The sequence below is a fragment of the Halodesulfovibrio aestuarii DSM 17919 = ATCC 29578 genome, from assembly GCF_000384815.1.
In the GTDB taxonomy this organism is placed as follows: Bacteria; Desulfobacterota; Desulfovibrionia; order Desulfovibrionales; family Desulfovibrionaceae; genus Halodesulfovibrio; species Halodesulfovibrio aestuarii.
In genome coordinates this window covers 408,797-426,258 of the sequence record NZ_ARQF01000020.1, presented here as the reverse complement: position 1 = coordinate 426,258, position 17,462 = coordinate 408,797, and the positions used below count along the sequence as shown (strand labels likewise).

General features: G+C 46.5%; 15 protein-coding genes and 1 riboswitch. Of the genes, 3 read left to right on the top strand and 12 right to left on the bottom strand.

The window, feature by feature from the left end; translation table 11 throughout:
• The first annotated feature begins 16 nt into the window (after window positions 1-16).
• Complete coding sequence (locus F461_RS0107925; protein WP_020000622.1) at window positions 17-2,329, top strand: methyl-accepting chemotaxis protein; 2,313 nt, start codon at window positions 17-19, stop codon at window positions 2,327-2,329.
• 271 nt (window positions 2,330-2,600) lie between these two features.
• Here the strand turns inward: F461_RS0107925 and F461_RS0107920 are convergent, their stop codons facing one another.
• The 3 genes from F461_RS0107920 to F461_RS17455 all read right to left on the bottom strand — a co-directional run bounded on the left by F461_RS0107920 (window position 2,601) and on the right by F461_RS17455 (window position 4,804).
• Window positions 2,601-3,014 (bottom strand): MarR family winged helix-turn-helix transcriptional regulator, encoded by a 414-nt coding sequence (locus F461_RS0107920; protein ID WP_020000621.1) that lies wholly within the window; start codon window positions 3,012-3,014, stop codon window positions 2,601-2,603.
• A gap of 12 nt (window positions 3,015-3,026) precedes the next feature.
• A complete protein-coding gene (locus tag F461_RS0107915) occupies window positions 3,027-3,926 on the bottom strand; it encodes a sulfite exporter TauE/SafE family protein (protein WP_020000620.1) in 900 nt (299 codons plus the stop codon).
• 152 nt (window positions 3,927-4,078) lie between these two features.
• Window positions 4,079-4,804, bottom strand: a complete 726-nt coding sequence (locus F461_RS17455) for an energy-coupling factor transporter transmembrane component T family protein (protein ID WP_020000619.1) — start codon at window positions 4,802-4,804, stop codon at window positions 4,079-4,081.
• Window positions 4,805-4,931: 127 nt separating this feature from the next.
• On the opposite strand from F461_RS17455, the gene F461_RS0107905 reads away from it, so the two are divergent.
• A complete protein-coding gene (locus F461_RS0107905) occupies window positions 4,932-5,372 on the top strand; it encodes a LexA family protein (RefSeq protein ID WP_020000618.1) in 441 nt (146 codons plus the stop codon).
• Window positions 5,369-6,667 carry a Y-family DNA polymerase gene (locus F461_RS0107900; protein ID WP_020000617.1) on the top strand — a complete coding sequence of 433 codons (1,299 nt, stop codon included), beginning with the start codon at window positions 5,369-5,371 and terminating at the stop codon, window positions 6,665-6,667. The genes F461_RS0107905 and F461_RS0107900 overlap by 4 nt, the downstream gene beginning before the upstream one ends.
• 242 nt (window positions 6,668-6,909) lie before the next feature.
• Here the strand turns inward: F461_RS0107900 and cobI are convergent, their stop codons facing one another.
• The 9 genes from cobI to amrB form a co-directional block, all read right to left on the bottom strand.
• On the bottom strand, window positions 6,910-7,623 hold the full coding sequence (gene cobI, locus F461_RS0107895; RefSeq protein WP_020000616.1) for a precorrin-2 C(20)-methyltransferase: 714 nt from the start codon (window positions 7,621-7,623) through the stop codon (window positions 6,910-6,912).
• Window positions 7,623-8,603, bottom strand: a complete 981-nt coding sequence (locus tag F461_RS17450) for an ABC transporter substrate-binding protein (RefSeq protein ID WP_235633759.1) — start codon at window positions 8,601-8,603, stop codon at window positions 7,623-7,625. Before F461_RS17450 ends, cobI begins: the two co-directional genes overlap by 1 nt.
• The gene (locus F461_RS0107885; protein WP_020000614.1) at window positions 8,515-9,312 is read right to left on the bottom strand and encodes an ABC transporter ATP-binding protein; all 798 of its coding nucleotides are present in this window, start codon (window positions 9,310-9,312) and stop codon (window positions 8,515-8,517) included. The genes F461_RS17450 and F461_RS0107885 overlap by 89 nt, the downstream gene beginning before the upstream one ends.
• Window positions 9,312-10,379 (bottom strand): FecCD family ABC transporter permease, encoded by a 1,068-nt coding sequence (locus F461_RS0107880; protein ID WP_020000613.1) that lies wholly within the window; start codon window positions 10,377-10,379, stop codon window positions 9,312-9,314. Before F461_RS0107880 ends, F461_RS0107885 begins: the two co-directional genes overlap by 1 nt.
• A gap of 3 nt (window positions 10,380-10,382) precedes the next feature.
• Complete coding sequence (locus tag F461_RS0107875; protein ID WP_020000612.1) at window positions 10,383-11,267, bottom strand: sirohydrochlorin cobaltochelatase; 885 nt, start codon at window positions 11,265-11,267, stop codon at window positions 10,383-10,385.
• Window positions 11,268-11,440: 173 nt separating this feature from the next.
• A riboswitch (cobalamin riboswitch) is annotated at window positions 11,441-11,617 on the bottom strand.
• A 35-nt stretch (window positions 11,618-11,652) separates the two neighbouring features.
• Window positions 11,653-12,735, bottom strand: a complete 1,083-nt coding sequence (locus F461_RS0107870) for a hypothetical protein (RefSeq protein ID WP_020000611.1) — start codon at window positions 12,733-12,735, stop codon at window positions 11,653-11,655.
• A 507-nt stretch (window positions 12,736-13,242) separates the two neighbouring features.
• On the bottom strand, window positions 13,243-14,934 hold the full coding sequence (locus F461_RS0107865; protein WP_020000610.1) for a sigma-54-dependent transcriptional regulator: 1,692 nt from the start codon (window positions 14,932-14,934) through the stop codon (window positions 13,243-13,245).
• 3 nt (window positions 14,935-14,937) lie between these two features.
• Window positions 14,938-16,533 (bottom strand): hybrid sensor histidine kinase/response regulator, encoded by a 1,596-nt coding sequence (locus F461_RS0107860; RefSeq protein WP_073020993.1) that lies wholly within the window; start codon window positions 16,531-16,533, stop codon window positions 14,938-14,940.
• Window positions 16,534-16,586: 53 nt separating this feature from the next.
• Window positions 16,587-17,420 (bottom strand): AmmeMemoRadiSam system protein B, encoded by an 834-nt coding sequence (gene amrB, locus F461_RS0107855; RefSeq protein ID WP_020000608.1) that lies wholly within the window; start codon window positions 17,418-17,420, stop codon window positions 16,587-16,589.
• Between the last annotated feature and the right edge of the window lie 42 nt (window positions 17,421-17,462).

Sequence of the window (17,462 nt, the reverse complement as noted above, 5' to 3'; positions counted from 1 at the left end):
AAAATAGGGGGCTAATGTGCGTATAAAAAGTATTGCTACTGAGCTTGTTGCTACAGTTTTACTCATCGTTTCAATTTCCGTTATCTGCATCGTTCTTTACGTTTCTTCATCTACACGTGAAATTGTAGAAGACGTTCAGTTAGGAGCAATGGATCGAGAAACAGTGTTGGCAGACACTTCATTAAAACAGTTTACAGCCAACCTCCATTCGTTAGTGGTCTACCTTGCAGGTCATGAAGATGTTATAAACAGTGCATGGGTAGAAGGTGAAGAGGGACGTAAGCTTTTGGAGAATATCCTTAAGCTTAATAATGATGTTCAAGCTGTTTTTGTCTTTAACAAAAAAGGTGAAATTACTTCCGGTGTTACTCGTAGCGGGCCTTCATTGAATGGTAATACGGAACCGGCAGCACTGTGGAAATCAATGCTTCTGGATCAAGAAAATGAGCTATACGTAACGCAGAAAGTTCTTTCGAATGATGTGATCGGGAAACGTCTTCTTGGTATGGGAGCCCGATTATATGATTTTGTTGATAATTCGCTTATTGGAGGGGTTGTTGTGTTTGCTGATATTGGGGAATTTGGCAAACGCTATATTGACCCAGTTTCCTTTGGGCAATCGGGATATGCTTATTTAATTGACGCTTCGGGTACAATTGTAGCGCATCCTAATGAAAAGGTTATTTTTAAGCATTCTTCTGTTTATGACAAAATTATTCAGTCAGAAGCAGCTGGTCAAAACTTCTTTAGCTATAATTATCAAGGCGTTGAAAGATTACAGCGGTTTGTAAAGAATAAGGAAACTGGCTGGTATATCAGCACAACTGTTCCTCGTAAGGAGTTAGTGGCCACTGCTGACAGACAGCAGCTTATCATTACATGTATCGGCGTGTTTACTCTGTTGTGTGCCTCTATCATTCTTTTGTTTGGTATCCGGAAGGTCTTTGCTAATCCATTGGCATCCCTTGGTGAATATTCCAAAGAAATTGCATCCGGTGATTTTGAAGCGAAGCTTGAAGGTAATTTCCGGCACGAACTAAATGTTTTGGCTGAGCATCTCCGCAAAATGTCCGTAGAGTTAAAAGAACAGCTTGGTATGTCGCAAGGTGTGTTGCAGGGGATAAACTTTCCGTGCGGCGTTGTGGATACAAACGGCTGCTTCTCATTTATGAACAAAGAACTTCTTGAGTTGTTTGGAAGAAGTGGAAGTACAGATGAGTATCTCGGTAAAGCATCAGGCGACGTGTTCTATGGAGATGCGTCTATAGATACAGTGTTGGGGCAGGCCGCACGCGAAGGCACAGAAACTCACGAAGAAAGAGCTGTTACACGTTTGGACGGGAAAGAGCTTACTGTTTATTATGCTGTGACACCTATTTATGATGTTTCCGGAAACCTTCTTGGGGCCTTTGGTTTGTATTATGATTTAACCGAAATACGAGCCACCGAACATCGAATTTCGGAACAGCATAATGCCATTCTCGAAGTTGCTAACAGAGTCGATATGGTAGCTGTTTCGCTGGAGTCAGCAGCAGGGAATCTGTTTACTCGGATAAATGAAACGACAAGTGGTGCACATATTCAGCAGGAACGGGCATCTGAGACAGCTGTCGCAGTCGAAGAAATGAATGCAACCGTTCTGGAAGTTGCTAAGAATGCAAGCAATGCGGCCTCAAGTACAGGCGCCTGCAGTGATCGTGTTGATGAAGGTACGTCCGTAGTGAGCGAGACGATTCAAGCGATTAGTAAGGTAAACAATGAAGCCAGAGAATTGAATGAGCAGATGGTGGATCTTGGGAAACATGCTGATGACATTGGGAATGTTATTCGCGTAATTTCAGATATTGCTGATCAGACTAACTTGTTGGCACTTAACGCAGCTATTGAAGCGGCTCGTGCCGGTGAAGCCGGTAAAGGCTTTGCCGTCGTTGCAGATGAAGTCCGCAAGCTTGCAGAGAAAACAACGACAGCAACGCGTGAGGTTGGTGAGGCTGTCAGCAGTATTCAAAGTTCAACATTGAGCGTTGCTGAAGGTTTTGAAAAGGCCGTTGCTGCTGTCGGTGAAGGAACTGCCAAAGCAGAGGCTTCAGGCGAGCTGCTTGTCTCTATTAAGAATATGATGGACGATGCTCTTGGTGAGATAACCGCCATTGCGACCGCTACGGAAGAGCAGTCTGCAACTTCTGAGCAGATTAGCAAGGCTTCGTCAGAGATTAGTACCATTACGGACGAAGGAGTAGAGACTCTGGGTGCTGCAATTGTTGCTGTAGAAGAGCTACAAAAGATGGTGTTGGAATTACGATCACTGACTGAAGAAATGAAAGGATAGAATAAAAAAGGGTGGAGTTAAAAACTCCACCCTTTTTTATTTATATCAAAATGTTGACGCTGATGATGAGAACAAAAAATATCGCAAACTTCAGCATAGTAACTAGGTATGCTGCACTACCGATAAGCTTTCCAGTGTGTAACCTTGAAAGTGTGAACATGCCTGCTTTGCTTGTCGGTTCCCTCTAAACGCCCCCCCCTCCTGCACAATTCCCATGACTAAGGTATCAAGGGCTGTACATTAGCGATAGCAATAAGCTCTATCCAACATATTAAAATGTCTTATTCATCTTCTCAAGACAGCGCTGTAAACATTCCTGTTCATCTGATGAAAGTTCTGAAACCATGGTTTCAGTTAATTGCATATGCAGTTTGTCATGTTCTAAAAACATTTGTCTGCCTGTATCAGTAAGTTCAATAATAATGGAACGACGGTCTGTTTTATGTGGGCAGCGGCGCACGTAATCCTTTTTTTCTAATCGATCGATAAGTACAGTAAGGGTTCCTGTTGTGGTACCCATCCAATGTGCGAGTTCTTTCATTCGCATGGACTCATGTATACCGAGAATCTCCAGAGCATGAATTTGTGGCAGGGTAAGTCCCTTTTCTCGCACAACATCATGTTCCCAAGAGGATAGCTTTTCGTAGAACTCCACTACGGAGTGGTTCAGTTCATCAAGTTCCATCACTGATCTCCTTTAGATCATATTTGCGTCAGCTAAATATGAATATACAGCAAACACGATTGTCAGCACCCCTGCGGTCCGCATGACGAGTGGTTCAATCCACGCTTTATTGAGTGTATTCAATGCATTTGTTGCTTTGTAGATTGAAAAAATGACAGCAGAGAGTGTTAATCCTGTGCCAACAGCGTAACATAAAAATACCAACGTGCTTTTCAGAATGCTCCCTGAGTCCAGTCCGTATGTGTACATGATCGCAACTGTCGGACAGGGCACAATCATATTAAGGAAGCCAAAGACTGTCAGCCCCCAAAATGTAACTTTTGTAAGTTTACTGGTAGTTGAGCACCCGCAGCTATGATGGTTGTGCCCATGCTCTTTCCTCTTCGTGCTTTTCTTTTTCCCCGGTATAAATTTCACGGTACTGCTCACAGGTTGACCTAATGTATATGCAGGTTCTGTAGCGACAGCTGTATTTTCAACGACTAGCGGTTGATGTCCATTGTGGTGACCGTGGTTTTCATAGCAGACGGGATATCCATATGCGTGATCTCCGCAGCGGGTTGCAGCATGTTCATCATGATCATGGTCGTGACTGTGGAGTAGGTGTGGTTTTACGATAAGGATGAGTCCAAGAATAATCAAAATTCCGACAGTGGAAAGGTCAACAGCCGTTTTGAACGACGCCGGAATAGCTAATGAGATGGATCCTAATGAAAATCCAATAGTAATACACGCAATAGTGGTGCCTAAGATAAAGCCTGAAGTGATTGAAAAGACGTGTTTTCCATCTTTTGCACCGTATGTAAATGGGGCAAGTACCAACCAGGAATGACCGCATGGATTAATTCCGTGAATGAAGCCAAGCGCGAGAGCGCTTTGTAGCGCCATGGTAAAAACAGAGTCAAACAGCATAAGAAGGTCCTTTTTGTTTCCGTTAAAAAAAGAACTATACGTATACTTTTTGAGTGTCAAACTAAAATGTGTTCAAATTAATGTGATACCGAATAAATCGTGTGTGGAGAAAAAAGTAGCTTAAGGTAAATTGGGTTACGGTGAATAGTGAATTATGACCACATTAGACAGAGTGGGAGTATTGCGGAGAAAAGGAGACAAAGAAAAATAATAACTTCCTGATAAGATAACGAAAAGTGAGGTTCCCATGCTTCTGGAGAGTCTAGTTTTCGAGCGGCTACGGCTACGGTTTGTGTCCATGTTTTTTGTGCACAGATGCGTAGAACGGCCTGAGGAACAAGAATTAAGCGTTGCCATTTAGAGCGTGGCGGGTTTCGCAATTCCATAGATTGCAACACTTGCGCGAAGGTGCGCTGAACAAGTGGAATGAAATGAATCATAAGAGCTAGACTTACGGCTGGTTCCCAACTGCGTTTGCCAAGAACGGGGCGCAGAAACCATGAGAGCGCAAGTCCGAGTTGACGTGCGGAACTTGTTACAGCGAGTAGCATTCCTACTCCTATGAGGACGCTAAGCCTTAGCGCCAGTGTGCCAGCTGCCAGTAAGGCACTTTGATAGTCTGGAGTTATGCCTTGCAGCAGCGGGGTGCAATCCAGCGCGAATTTTATTCCTGCCCATGCTATAACGAAGTAGATATAGGTAGCGACGGTACGCTTTCCGAGAGTAATGTGTACACGATTGGAGACTCCAATAAAAAGAATTGCGGCCGTATATGCACAGAGAGCGTACACAGGGACATGCCATGTGAGTATTCCTATGACAGCAACAAGAATAATTTTTAAGCGGGGATCAAACGTTGAAAGAGATAAATTTTCCATAACTACAGTTGAGTAAAAGTGAATATGTACATGTGGCGCCGTTGCACTCGCATGGTTGCTAACACTAGCGTAGTCTACGGTACATAGAAGCAGGCTGCAATCGCAGCGTGTGAAGCGAGGTACCTATATGAGAAGAAAAACAGTTTTTCCAGAAAATACTGCATCTACAGATGGAAATGGTCAGATGCACACATCATGTGTGCATGCAGGTTTTCCGTCTCCGGCTGATGATTATCTGGATGGGGCGCTCGATTTAAACAGGTTGCTCGTGCACAACGCACCGGCAACATTTTTTCTGCGCGTTAAAGGTGATTCTATGACTGGTGCAGGAATTCATACTGATGATATTCTTGTTGTAGACCGTTCTGTGTCGCCGTCCCATAACTCGGTTGTGGTAGCAATGCTCAACGGTACTCTCACTGTAAAACGCTTGTGGAAAAAAGATGGGCGTGTTGGCCTTATACCGGATAACCCGGGGTATAAAGCTGTTGAGGTAACACACAACGAAAGTTTTGAAGTGTGGGGTGTTGCCACATCCGTTATCCATTCGCTCAGGATAAAAATGTGAGTTTAGCTGCCTACGCTCTGGTAGACTGTAATAATTTTTACTGCTCTTGTGAGCGGGTGTTTAGACCCGATCTCATAGGAAAGCCCATTGTCGTTCTTTCAAACAATGATGGTTGTATTATTTCACGTTCCAACGAGGCAAAAAAGCTTGGTGTGCAGATGGCTGCGCCCTATTTTAAACAGAAGCGGTTTCTTGAGCGTAATGAGGTGGCTGTTTTTTCATCTAACTATCCTCTTTACGGTGATCTTTCTGAACGTGTAATGAATACATTGAGAGCGTTTTGTTCTGACATGGAAATTTACTCTATAGACGAAGCATTTCTTCGTCTTGATGGATTTTCCACGTACAATCTGACAGCATATGGGCAGCATATCCGCAATACAGTCTATAAATGGACAGGTATTCCTGTCTCCATCGGTATAGCGCCTACAAAAACTCTCGCTAAAATAGCCAGCCATATTTGTAAAAAAAATCCCAATTCATCCGGTGTCTATAACATGAATGACCAGTGGGGAAATTCATCGCAGATAAATGCCATGTTGGAAAAGGTGCCAGTAAATGAAATATGGGGAATAGGGCGTAAGTCTTCGGCAAAGCTTTTTAACTATGGTATTACTACAGCAAGACAGTTGCGCGACAGGGATAATGCATGGCTGCAAAAAATGCTGACAGTAACAGGACTATACACAGCGTTGGAGCTGCGCGGCATACCATCTATTGCTTTAGATGATGCCCCCCCAGCCCGTCGCAGCATTCGTTCTTCACGATCATTTGGTCAACCGGTCACAGAAAAAAGAGACGCACAGGAGGCAGCCGTAGCCTATATGGTACGTGCAGCAGAAAAATTGCGCCGTGAAGGATTGCTGGCCACAACTCTTTCTGTCTTCATTAAAACAAGTGAGCATCGTCCCGGTGATCAACATGCAGAATACTGTACCTACACTCTGGAAAAACCCACAGACTATACGCCGCTGCTCGTACATCACGCATCAGAAATGCTCTGTAAAATATTCCGTAACGGGCATCAGTATCAAAAAGTTGGTGTGCTTCTTTCCGGTCTGGAATCAAAACATAATCAGCAAGGCTCGCTTCTGGAGCTAACTTCACCCGCTACACAGCAGCAAATAGAAGCAGAGGCGCGGCTTATGTGTGTAACGGATGCCATCAATAAAAAGTTTGGACGCGGTACTGTCCAATATGCAGGAGAAGGATTAGGGCAACCATGGAAAATGAAACAGAAAAATCTGTCGCCCAGATACACTACGAAATGGGGTGAGTTGAGAGAAATTTTTTAAGCCGTTGGGTTACCTGCTGTGACGTAATCATTCGTCTTTGAAAAAGAAAAGGCTGTCCCATATATGAAGGGCAGCCTTTTCTTGTGTTATGGAAAATTGTGGAGCATAAGCGTAATCTTTTATGAGCAACTGGCTGAACTCACAGGTAAAAGTCTTTGGGAAGTCCAGAGAATCTTTCTACAGAAAGGTTCTTTGGCTGCCGGAGGCGCAACCATTGCAGACTTGCCGAAAACACAACCTGATTATTTACACACAGGTATAAGCATATGTGAGAAATAGTGCGGTTCGTCCGGTGCATCGTCGATGTTGCGGGCAATGATTTCTCCATCCATACCGAGCCGTGAGATAAAAATAGCGGAATCTTTTCTGTTGGTTTCGTGGAGAAGATTTTTAAGTTCCGCAAAGTTTTTATATGTCTTGAGGATAACGGCGTTATCCACGTGGCGCAGGAGATTTTTTGTGTCTTCGGTTGCACGTACTCCAGATGCCAGCAGTAGGTTTTCGCCGGATTCACAAAGGATTGTTCCGGTGCGTGCTGCTGCTGCCTGATAGGAGGTGATGCCCGGCACTATTGATATGTTGAAAGGTGTGTCGATGGCTTCAAGAGTTCGTTTCAGATATCCGAATGTCGAATAGATGAGCGGATCACCGAGGGTAAGAAACGCACAGTTTTTGCCTCGCTTGAGGAGGTCGGCAACGATTCTTGCGTTGTGTTCCCATGCTTTCATCAAGATTTTTTCGTTACGGGTCATCGGGAAGCTAAGATGCACAACTTCGACATCTGCCTGCATATGCGGCTGCGCTATGGAGAGCGCGGTTGAGTAATCGTTTTTCGTGGAAGACGCAGCAAGCACGATATCAACGTTTGCTAAAACTTTGGTGGCCTTGATGGTGAGCAGATCCGGATCACCGGGACCAACCCCGATACCGTATAGTGTGCCTAGGGAAGCGGGCATTATATATCTCCTGAAATATGAGAAGTAGGTTGCATTAGGTTTGGATGCAGCAGCGCTGCAAGTTCTTCTACGGCGGATACGGCGCGTGGCCCCGGACGAGAGTAACTGGATTCATCGATAATATAGACGCGGTTGTTTTTTACAGCCCTAAGGGTGCGAAAATGGGCACGCTCTTGTATAGGCAGTGGCTGCGGATTCATGGCACCTTTTTGAATCAAGTACACTTCCGGATCGCGTTTAATGACTTCCTCTTCGTTTATGCGAACCAATTTTACAGAGGCATCCATAACGTTAATGCCGCCTGCATGGTTGATTATATCATTAACAATAGACGCATCACCTGCACCGAGCAGGTTTGGATATCGCACCTCAAAGAATACTGTTGGCTTGTGTTTGACCATCGCAAGTTGCTTTTGGACGAGATCGAGACGTGCCTGCAAGGAGTTGCAAACACGCGTTGCCTGTTCTTCGGCATTGGTAAGCGTGCCGAGGCGCTTGATGACGGAAAAAAGTTCCTTGAAGGTTGTTATGGAAAAAAAGGCGACGGGAATGCCGAGTTGTTCGAGCATGTGAACTGATTCCAGTGCTTTTTTCCTTCCACCCAGTTGGAGTACAATGTCCGGGCGCAACCCAGCTACCAGCTCAGGGTTTGGCCGCATGTGTGTTCCAATGGAAGGCTTTGCAAGAATAGAAGGGGGAAGTGCATCAGCCTTTGTGCGGGCGATGATGGTATCTTCTTTTCCCATCTCTGCCAGTATTTCGTTAAATGCTCCATACAGCGCAATGATTCGAGTTGCAGGGCGTTGCAAAACGATAGTCCTGCCTAGATCGTCAATGATGCTGACAGGTGCGGGGCGGGCTTCCGGTAACGCTTCACTCGCAAGGGCTGTACTAGCGATGAGTAGCAGTAGAGCCGGGAGTAAAAAATGCTTGAGGCGCATTGGTAACCGGATGCTTGAATGTGTGAATTGGTGTGTCATAAATTGTCGTCAGATTGTCGTCAGTAAAAACGTCTTCAACAGTGCCGTCCAGTACAATTCGTCCATGTTTGAGAAACACAAGCCGTGTACAGTAGAGGGCTGCAAGGTTGATATCATGGATTGCTGCAACTACGGTCGTTCCTGTGTGGTGCCGTTGTTTCAGTAAATCAAATATTTCAATGGTACGTGCTACGTCGAGGCCGGATGTGGCTTCGTCCAGCAGTATTGTTTGTGCTTGTTGAGTCAGTGCCCGTGCAATTAAAACCCGTTGGAATTCTCCACCGGAAAGATCACGTGCTGACCTGTAAGCAAAATTGTCGGTGGCTGTTTCTTTCATACAGGCTAAGGCAATTTTTTTATCCTCAGCACTGTACCCTCCGAGGGCTGATATGTAAGGGTATCGTCCCATAAGCACGAGGGAGAGAACCTCTATATCCGGCGTTTCACCTGTATACTGCGGTACGGATGCAATTTGTGCTGCACGCAGTTTGGGCGGTATTTGTAATAGATTCGTCTGATTCAGTGTGACTGAACCTTGTAGTGGCTTTTTTACCCCTGAAAGCGACATGAGCAGCGTCGTTTTACCGCTTCCGTTTGGCCCTAGAAGGCCTACCATTTCTCCTTGCTGAATCAACAATGAAACATCATGTAGTACAGGAGTCTTTGAGTAGCCCGCAGAAAGGTTTTTTACGGTGATGCTTGCGGACATTACCGGCTGCTCCGCTTCATGGTACGATGTAGGAGCAGGCAGAAGAAAGGCCCACCAAGAAGTGCTGTAACAACACCGACAGGCAGTTCGGCACCTTCCGGTAGAATGGTGCGGGCAAGCACATCTGACCATAGTAGAAGCAATCCACCGATAAGGGCAGAACTTACGAGCAACGGTCTGTGTTCCCCGCCTTGTACAAGACGTACAAGGTGCGGCACCACAAGTCCCACAAATCCGATAACACCGGAAACAGCAACAGACGCACCGGTGATCATGCTGGCACCAACGAGCAACCATAGTCGAACGCGGCTTGCATTCATTCCCAATTGTTGCGCTTGGGTTTCACCAAGTGAAAGGATATCCAGCTCACGGGAGAATCGCCAGATAATAGCGACGCCTAATCCGTACCACGGCAGGATAAGCTGAACGTGTTGCCAGCTTCTTCCCTGTAAACTTCCCATAATCCAGAATACTATTGAAGCGACGGAATCTTCATCAAGTGACTTGATGAGAGATATGAGCGCGGCAAGGAATGTTGCAACAACAACACCGGCAAGTACAAGCGCATCTCGTTTGAGCTGGCCGCCCATGCTGCCGAGGGTGATAACTGCTCCAAGAGCGAGCAGAGCACCTATAAGGGCGGCAATGGGAACCATTCCTATTCCGGCTAGATACGGGATAGCTCCTGAAAATCCAAAGAAAATAGCGACAGAGGCACCAAATGCTGCGCCGCTTGAAACGCCTATTGTAAAAGGGTCTGCAAGCGGGTTGCGTAAAATTCCTTGAAAGACTGTACCTGAAATGGCGAGGCCGCTTCCTATGAGCAGAGAAAGAACAATCCGGCTGAATCTGATTTCCCACACAACAATGGAGTTGGCTGTTTCAGCATTTTGTGTACTGAAGAAAATGTGATGTGCCAGCGTTCGGAATGTCTGTTGAATAGGTATTTCTAACGGACCATATGCAGAAGCCAAAACTGCAGACACCACACAGGTCAGAGCCGTGATGCTGGCGAATAGAACGCAGCGGCGGGTACGACGCTGTGCAATGTCTGCTGTTCGAGTCATAACTTACAGTGAGTTAAATGCTTTTTTCAAATGTGCAACCCATTGGGCAACAACAATGTCATACTCGCCAGTGCCTTTAAGTACAGGCTGTACTTTGAATCCTTCCTTTTTAAGGATGGATTGCCAGCTGTCGTCTTCCGGGCCGGCCATATCGTTGCGGGCGTGGTCGCCTGCAACAGACATAAGCGGCATAAGCCATACTTTTTTGATTCCTTTAGCTTTGAGCTTAGGAATAACATTGTCGAGAGCTGGGTAGCCTTCAACAGTAGCTACATAAATATTGCGATCCTGTTCCTGTAAGTAGGTGGCAAGACCTGGGTAGTAGATGTTGCCTGGATCGTGTGTGCCATGTCCCATAAAGATCACTGCTTCGTCTTTTTTGCGTTCAGCAGGAATAAGGGTCGGGAGTACTTTCGCCATGTTAGCTACATCAGCAGGCGAATTTAAAAGCGGTGCGCCAACAGCAATGTGGCTGATACTTTTTGGAATGCCGTTGAATGCCGAAGCAGTTTTTTTGATGTCAGAAAATTCCTGTCCAGGAATTGTGTGCAGAGACTGAACTGCAACATGGGTAAAGCCTTCATCTCCCATTTGCGCAAGGGCAGTGGCAGGGGAAGGAACAATCATGTTTTCTGTGCGCTTGATTTTATTACGGATGATAGCAGCAGAGTATGCCCAGCGGATTTCAGTATCAGGAAAAGCTTTGGCAACTTCTTCACCAATATTTTCCAATGACACACGAGCTTCAGGTACGGAAGTTCCGAATGCTACGAGCAGGATGCCCTTTTTAGGGGTTTCGGTTTGTCCGTGTCCGGCAAAAGCAGGGAATGACAAAGCGAAAACAAAGACAACAGCGAGCATGAGTCGTAAAGAACGACTGCGGATCATGGCAAAAGCCTCCAACGTTTGGGGCGGGGAGTATGACGCATTGGCAGTGCATAGCACGCACTGATAGCGAAGTGTATTTTGCAGAACAAGGCCCCGTGCTTGCAAAACGTGCCTGATATTCACAGTCTGCCGAAAAGAAGGGTGATAGGCATTCGAAGGTAGACGTGGTGTGAATATCCACAAAGTCTCAGGCAGGTCTTCCGGCTTGTTTCTTTTTCTCCGACCTTCCCGGTAAACCCAGTGGTATAATATGAAGAAAAATTGAATAAAACTTACGGCGGCGGGACCGCTCCCGATTTTAACGGGATTCCCTATTAGGCTCATTGAGCACCTGAAGTGTGGTACAATATACGTAATAAAATTGAGTGGTCAAGAAGTGATATTATTATCCCGCAATCCAAATATATAAGGATGTTACACAGATAAGGCAGCTGATGCGTAAGGCTTGACTCATAAGCAGCATAGGGAAGCCAATTTTAAAGGAGAAAACACCGGTCTGTGATGGCAATTGATGACGCAAAGCACGAATTGGTGTTGCTACAATGGTTCCCAGCACAAGGGCAAGGACAAGCTGTTCAGTGGTAAGCGCCCCGCCATCCAGTAATGCACCTGCAGCAGCAATGCCTGTAGTGAATTCTGCAGCAACGGCAAAAACAACTACGCTGACAGCTTCAACAGGGAGGTATGCAGATGTGATCCATCCGGCTGCTGTGGTGCGCAGGTATTCAAACATACCGGCTTGGTTTAATGCATAGATGAGAAAGTACACAGGTGCGGTGATAGTGCAGATGCGGAGGAAGCGTTTGCGGAACGCATCTAAAACTTTTGCTGCGGATGTTTTGCGGTGTGCCGGTTGGTTTTCCGCTGCAGATGTCGCAGCATGTGGAGCCAGCTTTATGCGGGTCCAGATGAGCAGTAGAAAAGTACGCAGTAGAGCAGCTATCCCATTAAGAGAAAGGTAGATGGCTCCGGCTGTGCGTGTCATCGGTACAATAATAAAAAAAGTGGTTGGAAGGTGCAGGAGAAAGACAGGTAAGCCTGTGTTAATGAGATAACTTAGCTTCATTTCCTGCAGGGAGATTTTTTTTTCCTTCCAGAATGTCATGAGCATTGTATTGGCAGCTGTGCCGGAAAAAAAAGCTGTAGTGAATGCCGCACCGGATTCATCTTTAAGATTTCCGAAACGCATAACAGGGCGGACAAGGGTTGCAAGAAGTGGTGCCCAACCCATGCCTTCAACCGTAATACCAACAATAAGCCCGATTCCAAGGAAGCCGAGCATGCGCAAAAGGGGACGTATAAGTCCCGGCCATGCTTTATCCCATAAAATCAGGCTCGGGTCATTAGTAAGAATTACTGCCAGTGCTGTAAGTGAGCAGGTAATTGCAATAATAAGTGCCTTTATCGGGCTCTTGGATTTACGTTTGCGGGATGTGGATGACGAGGTACTGATGGATGCGTGTGACATGAAGTCTCCTTGGGGTGGTGGTACGTCACACAAAAAGTAATTTCAAGTAGAGGTGCTATGTTTGGAGTATGAATCTCTTTTGATGACTTTCCGGAGAGTTGTTGATTGTGATGAAAACGGTGGAACAGTTTTGTGTAAAAAAAATCGCGCTACAGCAAGCTGCAGCGCGTATTTTTCAATCGACTAAGCGATCAAGGAAACCGGGTAGTTTTCGCCGGTACGAAAAAAAGTAGCTTCCCCTAACTTTGTCCGACACTCGGGGAAATTTCTTTTCAGGAGCAGACCATTTCTCCTGCACTGCTGACTCTATACCAAGAAATGTGCCATTTGTCATAACCTATTTATAATAAAAAAGAAAATTAGTTATAGTTATAAATGAGAATGGATTTCGTCGAGGCGCGCCATCAAAGTTGCTAAAAGTGTCCGTGATAGCGGATAAGATGTCCTGAATAGCGGATTAAAGTTGGGAGTATGTATTAGGACGCGGATGAATTCTGTTGCCAGATGCTATTTTTTGACTGAGTGCTTTTTTAACAGGTCGTATAAATAGGAACGGGAAAGGCCTGATAATTTGCAGGCTGTTGCTACTTTTCCCTCAGATAATGCCATAAGATTCTGAAGATATTGTGAGAAAGCTTCGTCTCTGAATTCAAAAAATGGCTTAATAGATGTCGCAGAGATTTGAACGTCCTCGATCGCGGAATTTGTCGACTCTTTGTCCGAGATCACGGAATTTTCAGATTGATAGCCTGTGCCAAACTGTGACGATATAGATGTTGGTGGGATGTCCTCTGCCCATTGTACGTTGCTTGTAAAACGACCGTCACTGTTTTGCCGGGGCACGACCATGGGCGCAGGTGTGGTAATCGCAAACTGCGGAGGCAGATGACGCGGTGATTCTTGTTCTACAGGTGAGGTGGCAAGTTGTGCTGTGTAGTTTTCAGTGTTGTTTTCAGCTTCAGATAACGCGCAGAATGCCCCGTTATGCTCGGAGACTTGCTTTTCTTCACGCTGTGTTTTGTCCGCAGCCGCCCGGGCAATATTAATACGTATATGATCTGGTAAATGCCGGCTGAAAATCTTGGAAGTATCTTTTGCTGCCAACACCGCGCGTTCCAGAGTATGAATCAATTCGCGCACGTTTCCCGGCCACGAATACTCTTTAGCAAGGTCAAGCAGATCTGGCGAAATCCCTTTGGCCGGCATACCATATTTTCCGCACAGTTGTTTAACATAGTGCTCAATAAGCCGTGGGAGGTCATCGGCTCTTTCTCGTAGGGGGGGCAATGCCATTACAACGGTACGGATTCGGAACAGCAGGTCACTGCGGAATGTACCGCGTGCAACCATTTCATCAAGGCTTCTGTTGGTGGCGCAGATGAGACGGAAGTCCGATATTTTTTCAGTTCTCGCACCAACAGGGCGGAATTTGTGCTCCTGTAAAACTCGCAGAAAAATTTTCTGCATAGCAAGGGGGAGTTCGCCCACCTCATCGAGGAAGAGGGTTCCGTTGTTTGCCTGTGCGACAAGGCCTTCCCGATCTTTATCTGCTCCGGTGAAGGCACCTTTTTGGTGACCGAAGAGGATGGAGCTGGCAAGCGTGCGTGACATGGATGCACAGTCAACAGCCACAAACGGGCCGGTAGCTCGAAGGCTGTTTTCGTGTACAGCACGGGCGAAGACTTCTTTACCTACACCGGTTTCACCGAGCAGCAGCGCTGAGGCGTCAGAAGAAGCAGCTTCAGCCACGAGAGCCAGACATTTTTTGATACCGGCACTGTCACCGATAATGCCGCTGCGTTTAAGCTTAACAGCTCCGTTTTTAGTCGGGCGCTTGCCCCTGTAGTCGATAGCGCGAATAAGCGGAAGTACTAAACGGTCAACGGAACTTTGCTTTTCGACGTAATCCCATGCACCGTTCCGGATAGCTTTCTCAGCACCGTCCGGTGTCGGGGTTCCGGTCATAACAATAATCTCAGGGTGTCCACGCATGGCATTAAGTTGTGCAATTGCCAGCAGACCACTTCCATCCGGAAGCTGTGTATTGAGGTATACAATGTCCGTGTAATGCTTGCGACCGGATATAAAAGCTTCTCTAAGTGATTTTACCTGTTTGCTGCGGTGTCCGAGGCCGGTAACAATTGAAGCCAGAGTTTCAGAAAAAACAGGGTCGTTATCGATAATGAGAACGCGAGCCATCGCCTACTCCTGATGGTCTTCGAGTGCAGACTGCACCAGCTTGAAAATACTGTTGGTGTCGAGGGGCTTATACGCGAGGGTAGGAACACCCGCACCAAGGGCAATTTCGCTTGTAATCGGGTCTGTTGGATCAGCATAGAGAACGAGACGGGTTGTTGGATGAACCCCGAGAAGGATTCTGGCAAACTCCAGACCGTTCATTTGCGGCATAGCAAATGTTGAAACTATCAGGTCGAACGAATCCGGTGATTCAAGAAACAACCGTAATGCTTCAACACTGCCGGAAACTGCTTCTACACGATAGCCGAGAGGAACAAGCAGGCTGCGCCACTTCCGGATTTCCTGTTCTTCAGGGGATACAAGCAAAATACGTTCACTACCAAGCCTTGGAGAAGGGGCAATTGGCTGTGACTGGTCAATCTCCTGTTCATAGAACGGAATGTAAAAGCAGAAAGTAGAGCCAAGTCCTTCTTCTGACAGGACTGTAATTCCTCCGTCGTGGGCACGGGCGATGCCATGGGCAACAGCAAGTCCAAGACCTTGGGCGTCTTCTGAATCACGAGTGGTAAAAAATGGATCAAAAATGCGGGGAAGAAACTGTTCTGGAATCCCTACGCCTGAATCCTGAATCGTTATTCGGAGATATTTTCCGGGAATAAGATCTGCGCGGAATGCTCCTGTGCGCTCATCAAATTCGACTTCTGCCATGCGTACGGTGATTTTTCCACTACCGTCAATGGACTGCCTTGCATTTTCTAGTAGGTTATCGATAACTTGTCGAACTTGTCCAACGTCAGCTAACACAGTCCGGTTATTAGCACTAATCTCTTCCAGAAGCTGAATGTGTTCCGGAAGAGAGGATTGAAAATCCCCTACTGCCTCTGCAAGAACGGGTTGCAAGGTGGTTGGGCGCATTTCACCCAGACCTTGTCTGCTGATAGTCTGAAATTGCTTGATGAGAGCCATGGCACTGTTCGCAGCACCAAGGATAGTGTTCAGATTGCTTTGAACCTGTTCGTTGCCGGAGCTTTGCTTGAGTGCAGATTCTGTACTGCTGACAATAGGCCGGATCAGGGTGCTGAAGTCGGAGGCAATACCGCCAGCAAGAATGCCGATGGCTTCCATGCGTTGCGACTGACGAATCTGCTCATCAATAATCGCCTGTTCTGTTTCAGAGTCTTTTCGTTCGGTGATGTCTACAAGGGTGCCTTCGTAGAATTTTATGGAACCTTTTACTGTGTACACCGTGCGGGCATTGATGAGTACCCACATAAGGAGTCCGTCCCGCCTGCGGAACTGCATCTCAAAATTTTTAACTTCGCCCTTGCTTTTGAGTTCTGTCAGCAGATCTAAAAATCGACTGGCATCAAGGGTAACTTTGTCTTGATCAATAGGAAAGTTGCGGAGCATTTCTCCGGGAGATGCGTATCCAAAAATTTTAGCCAGAGCAGGATTGACTAGAATAAAACGGCCATTACGAGCTTTTCGAAACATACCTTCAACGGCATTGTCAAAAAAACTACGCACGTCAGTTTCGTCCTTCTGTGAAGGACGGACATGAATATGGCGGGAAGATTGGGTGGAAGCGGATGTAGGCATAGGCGCACAATACGCACCCTGCAAGCACATGGCAATGGCGTTCTTGCGAGGTTTTATGGGCGGTCTATAATCACTCCTGCGTATCCAACAACCTGTGACAGGTCTCCGGTAACAGCACCGGACGAAGTATATTCAAGAATATCAGCCCTAGCTGCACCAAGGGCTTCACAGGCAATGAGCGCTGCGGTCATTGGGAGCACCCCACACATACTGATGTTGTTATGGGCAACTGTAGAGAGAAGTCCCTGTGCATCAACAGATTGGACATATGAAAGGGCAAGAGAGTCGAGTTTTTTTGCTGCATCAGCAGAAATGTAGTGACTCATATCGGAACTGACAACAATACTGCTGTCTGGGTTTTGCTTTAAGGCTTCTGCCAGCATTGCTCCGACAAAAGCAAGAGTTTCCTGACTGCTTGTGGCAATGGAGATAGGAACTATTTTCGCGTTTGGGTTGGCAACCTGAATGAAAGGTAGAAGTACTTCAAGGGAATGTTCATTTATATGGGCGAGGGTGTCCGCTTCAAAGAAAGGCCCTGTTGCAAGAAGTTGATCTCTGGCTTCAATATCTACAGGTACAATGCCGAGTGGTGTTTCCCAGTCTCCGCCGCTCCAGACTGAAACAGGAGCTCCCCGGCCCGTATGATTCGGGCCGAGGAGATAAATTGTGTCACAAAGATTAGATGAGCCGAAAGTATAGCCGGCTGTGTTGCCGGAGTACATGTATCCGGCATGTGGAACCATCGCAAGGAGTGTACGATTACTACGTTTTGTGCCGCGTTGAAGGAACGCCTCTACTTCTGCCCGCAATTTTTGAGGGCTTGCAGTGTAGAATTGGCCTGCGACAACAGGTGAACGTCTGGCAGCGGTTGTGTCTGCTTTTTCCATGATATTCCCCTTGGATGGCGTTTATGTTCTATGGCTCCGAAT

Coding starts and splice junctions, on each gene's coding strand:
- F461_RS17455 (WP_020000619.1), bottom strand. CDS start 4,804: ATGGAAAATTTATCTCTTTCAACGTTTGATCCCCGCTTAAAAATTATT.
- F461_RS17450 (WP_235633759.1), bottom strand. CDS start 8,603: ATGACACACCAATTCACACATTCAAGCATCCGGTTACCAATGCGCCTC.
- F461_RS0107880 (WP_020000613.1), bottom strand. CDS start 10,379: ATGACTCGAACAGCAGACATTGCACAGCGTCGTACCCGCCGCTGCGTT.
- F461_RS0107885 (WP_020000614.1), bottom strand. CDS start 9,312: ATGTCCGCAAGCATCACCGTAAAAAACCTTTCTGCGGGCTACTCAAAG.
- F461_RS0107915 (WP_020000620.1), bottom strand. CDS start 3,926: ATGCTGTTTGACTCTGTTTTTACCATGGCGCTACAAAGCGCTCTCGCG.
- cobI (WP_020000616.1), bottom strand. CDS start 7,623: ATGCCCGCTTCCCTAGGCACACTATACGGTATCGGGGTTGGTCCCGGT.
- amrB (WP_020000608.1), bottom strand. CDS start 17,420: ATGGAAAAAGCAGACACAACCGCTGCCAGACGTTCACCTGTTGTCGCA.
- F461_RS0107920 (WP_020000621.1), bottom strand. CDS start 3,014: ATGGAACTTGATGAACTGAACCACTCCGTAGTGGAGTTCTACGAAAAG.
- F461_RS0107865 (WP_020000610.1), bottom strand. CDS start 14,934: ATGGCTCGCGTTCTCATTATCGATAACGACCCTGTTTTTTCTGAAACT.
- F461_RS0107905 (WP_020000618.1), top strand. CDS start 4,932: ATGAGAAGAAAAACAGTTTTTCCAGAAAATACTGCATCTACAGATGGA.
- F461_RS0107870 (WP_020000611.1), bottom strand. CDS start 12,735: ATGTCACACGCATCCATCAGTACCTCGTCATCCACATCCCGCAAACGT.
- F461_RS0107875 (WP_020000612.1), bottom strand. CDS start 11,267: ATGATCCGCAGTCGTTCTTTACGACTCATGCTCGCTGTTGTCTTTGTT.
- F461_RS0107860 (WP_073020993.1), bottom strand. CDS start 16,533: ATGCCTACATCCGCTTCCACCCAATCTTCCCGCCATATTCATGTCCGT.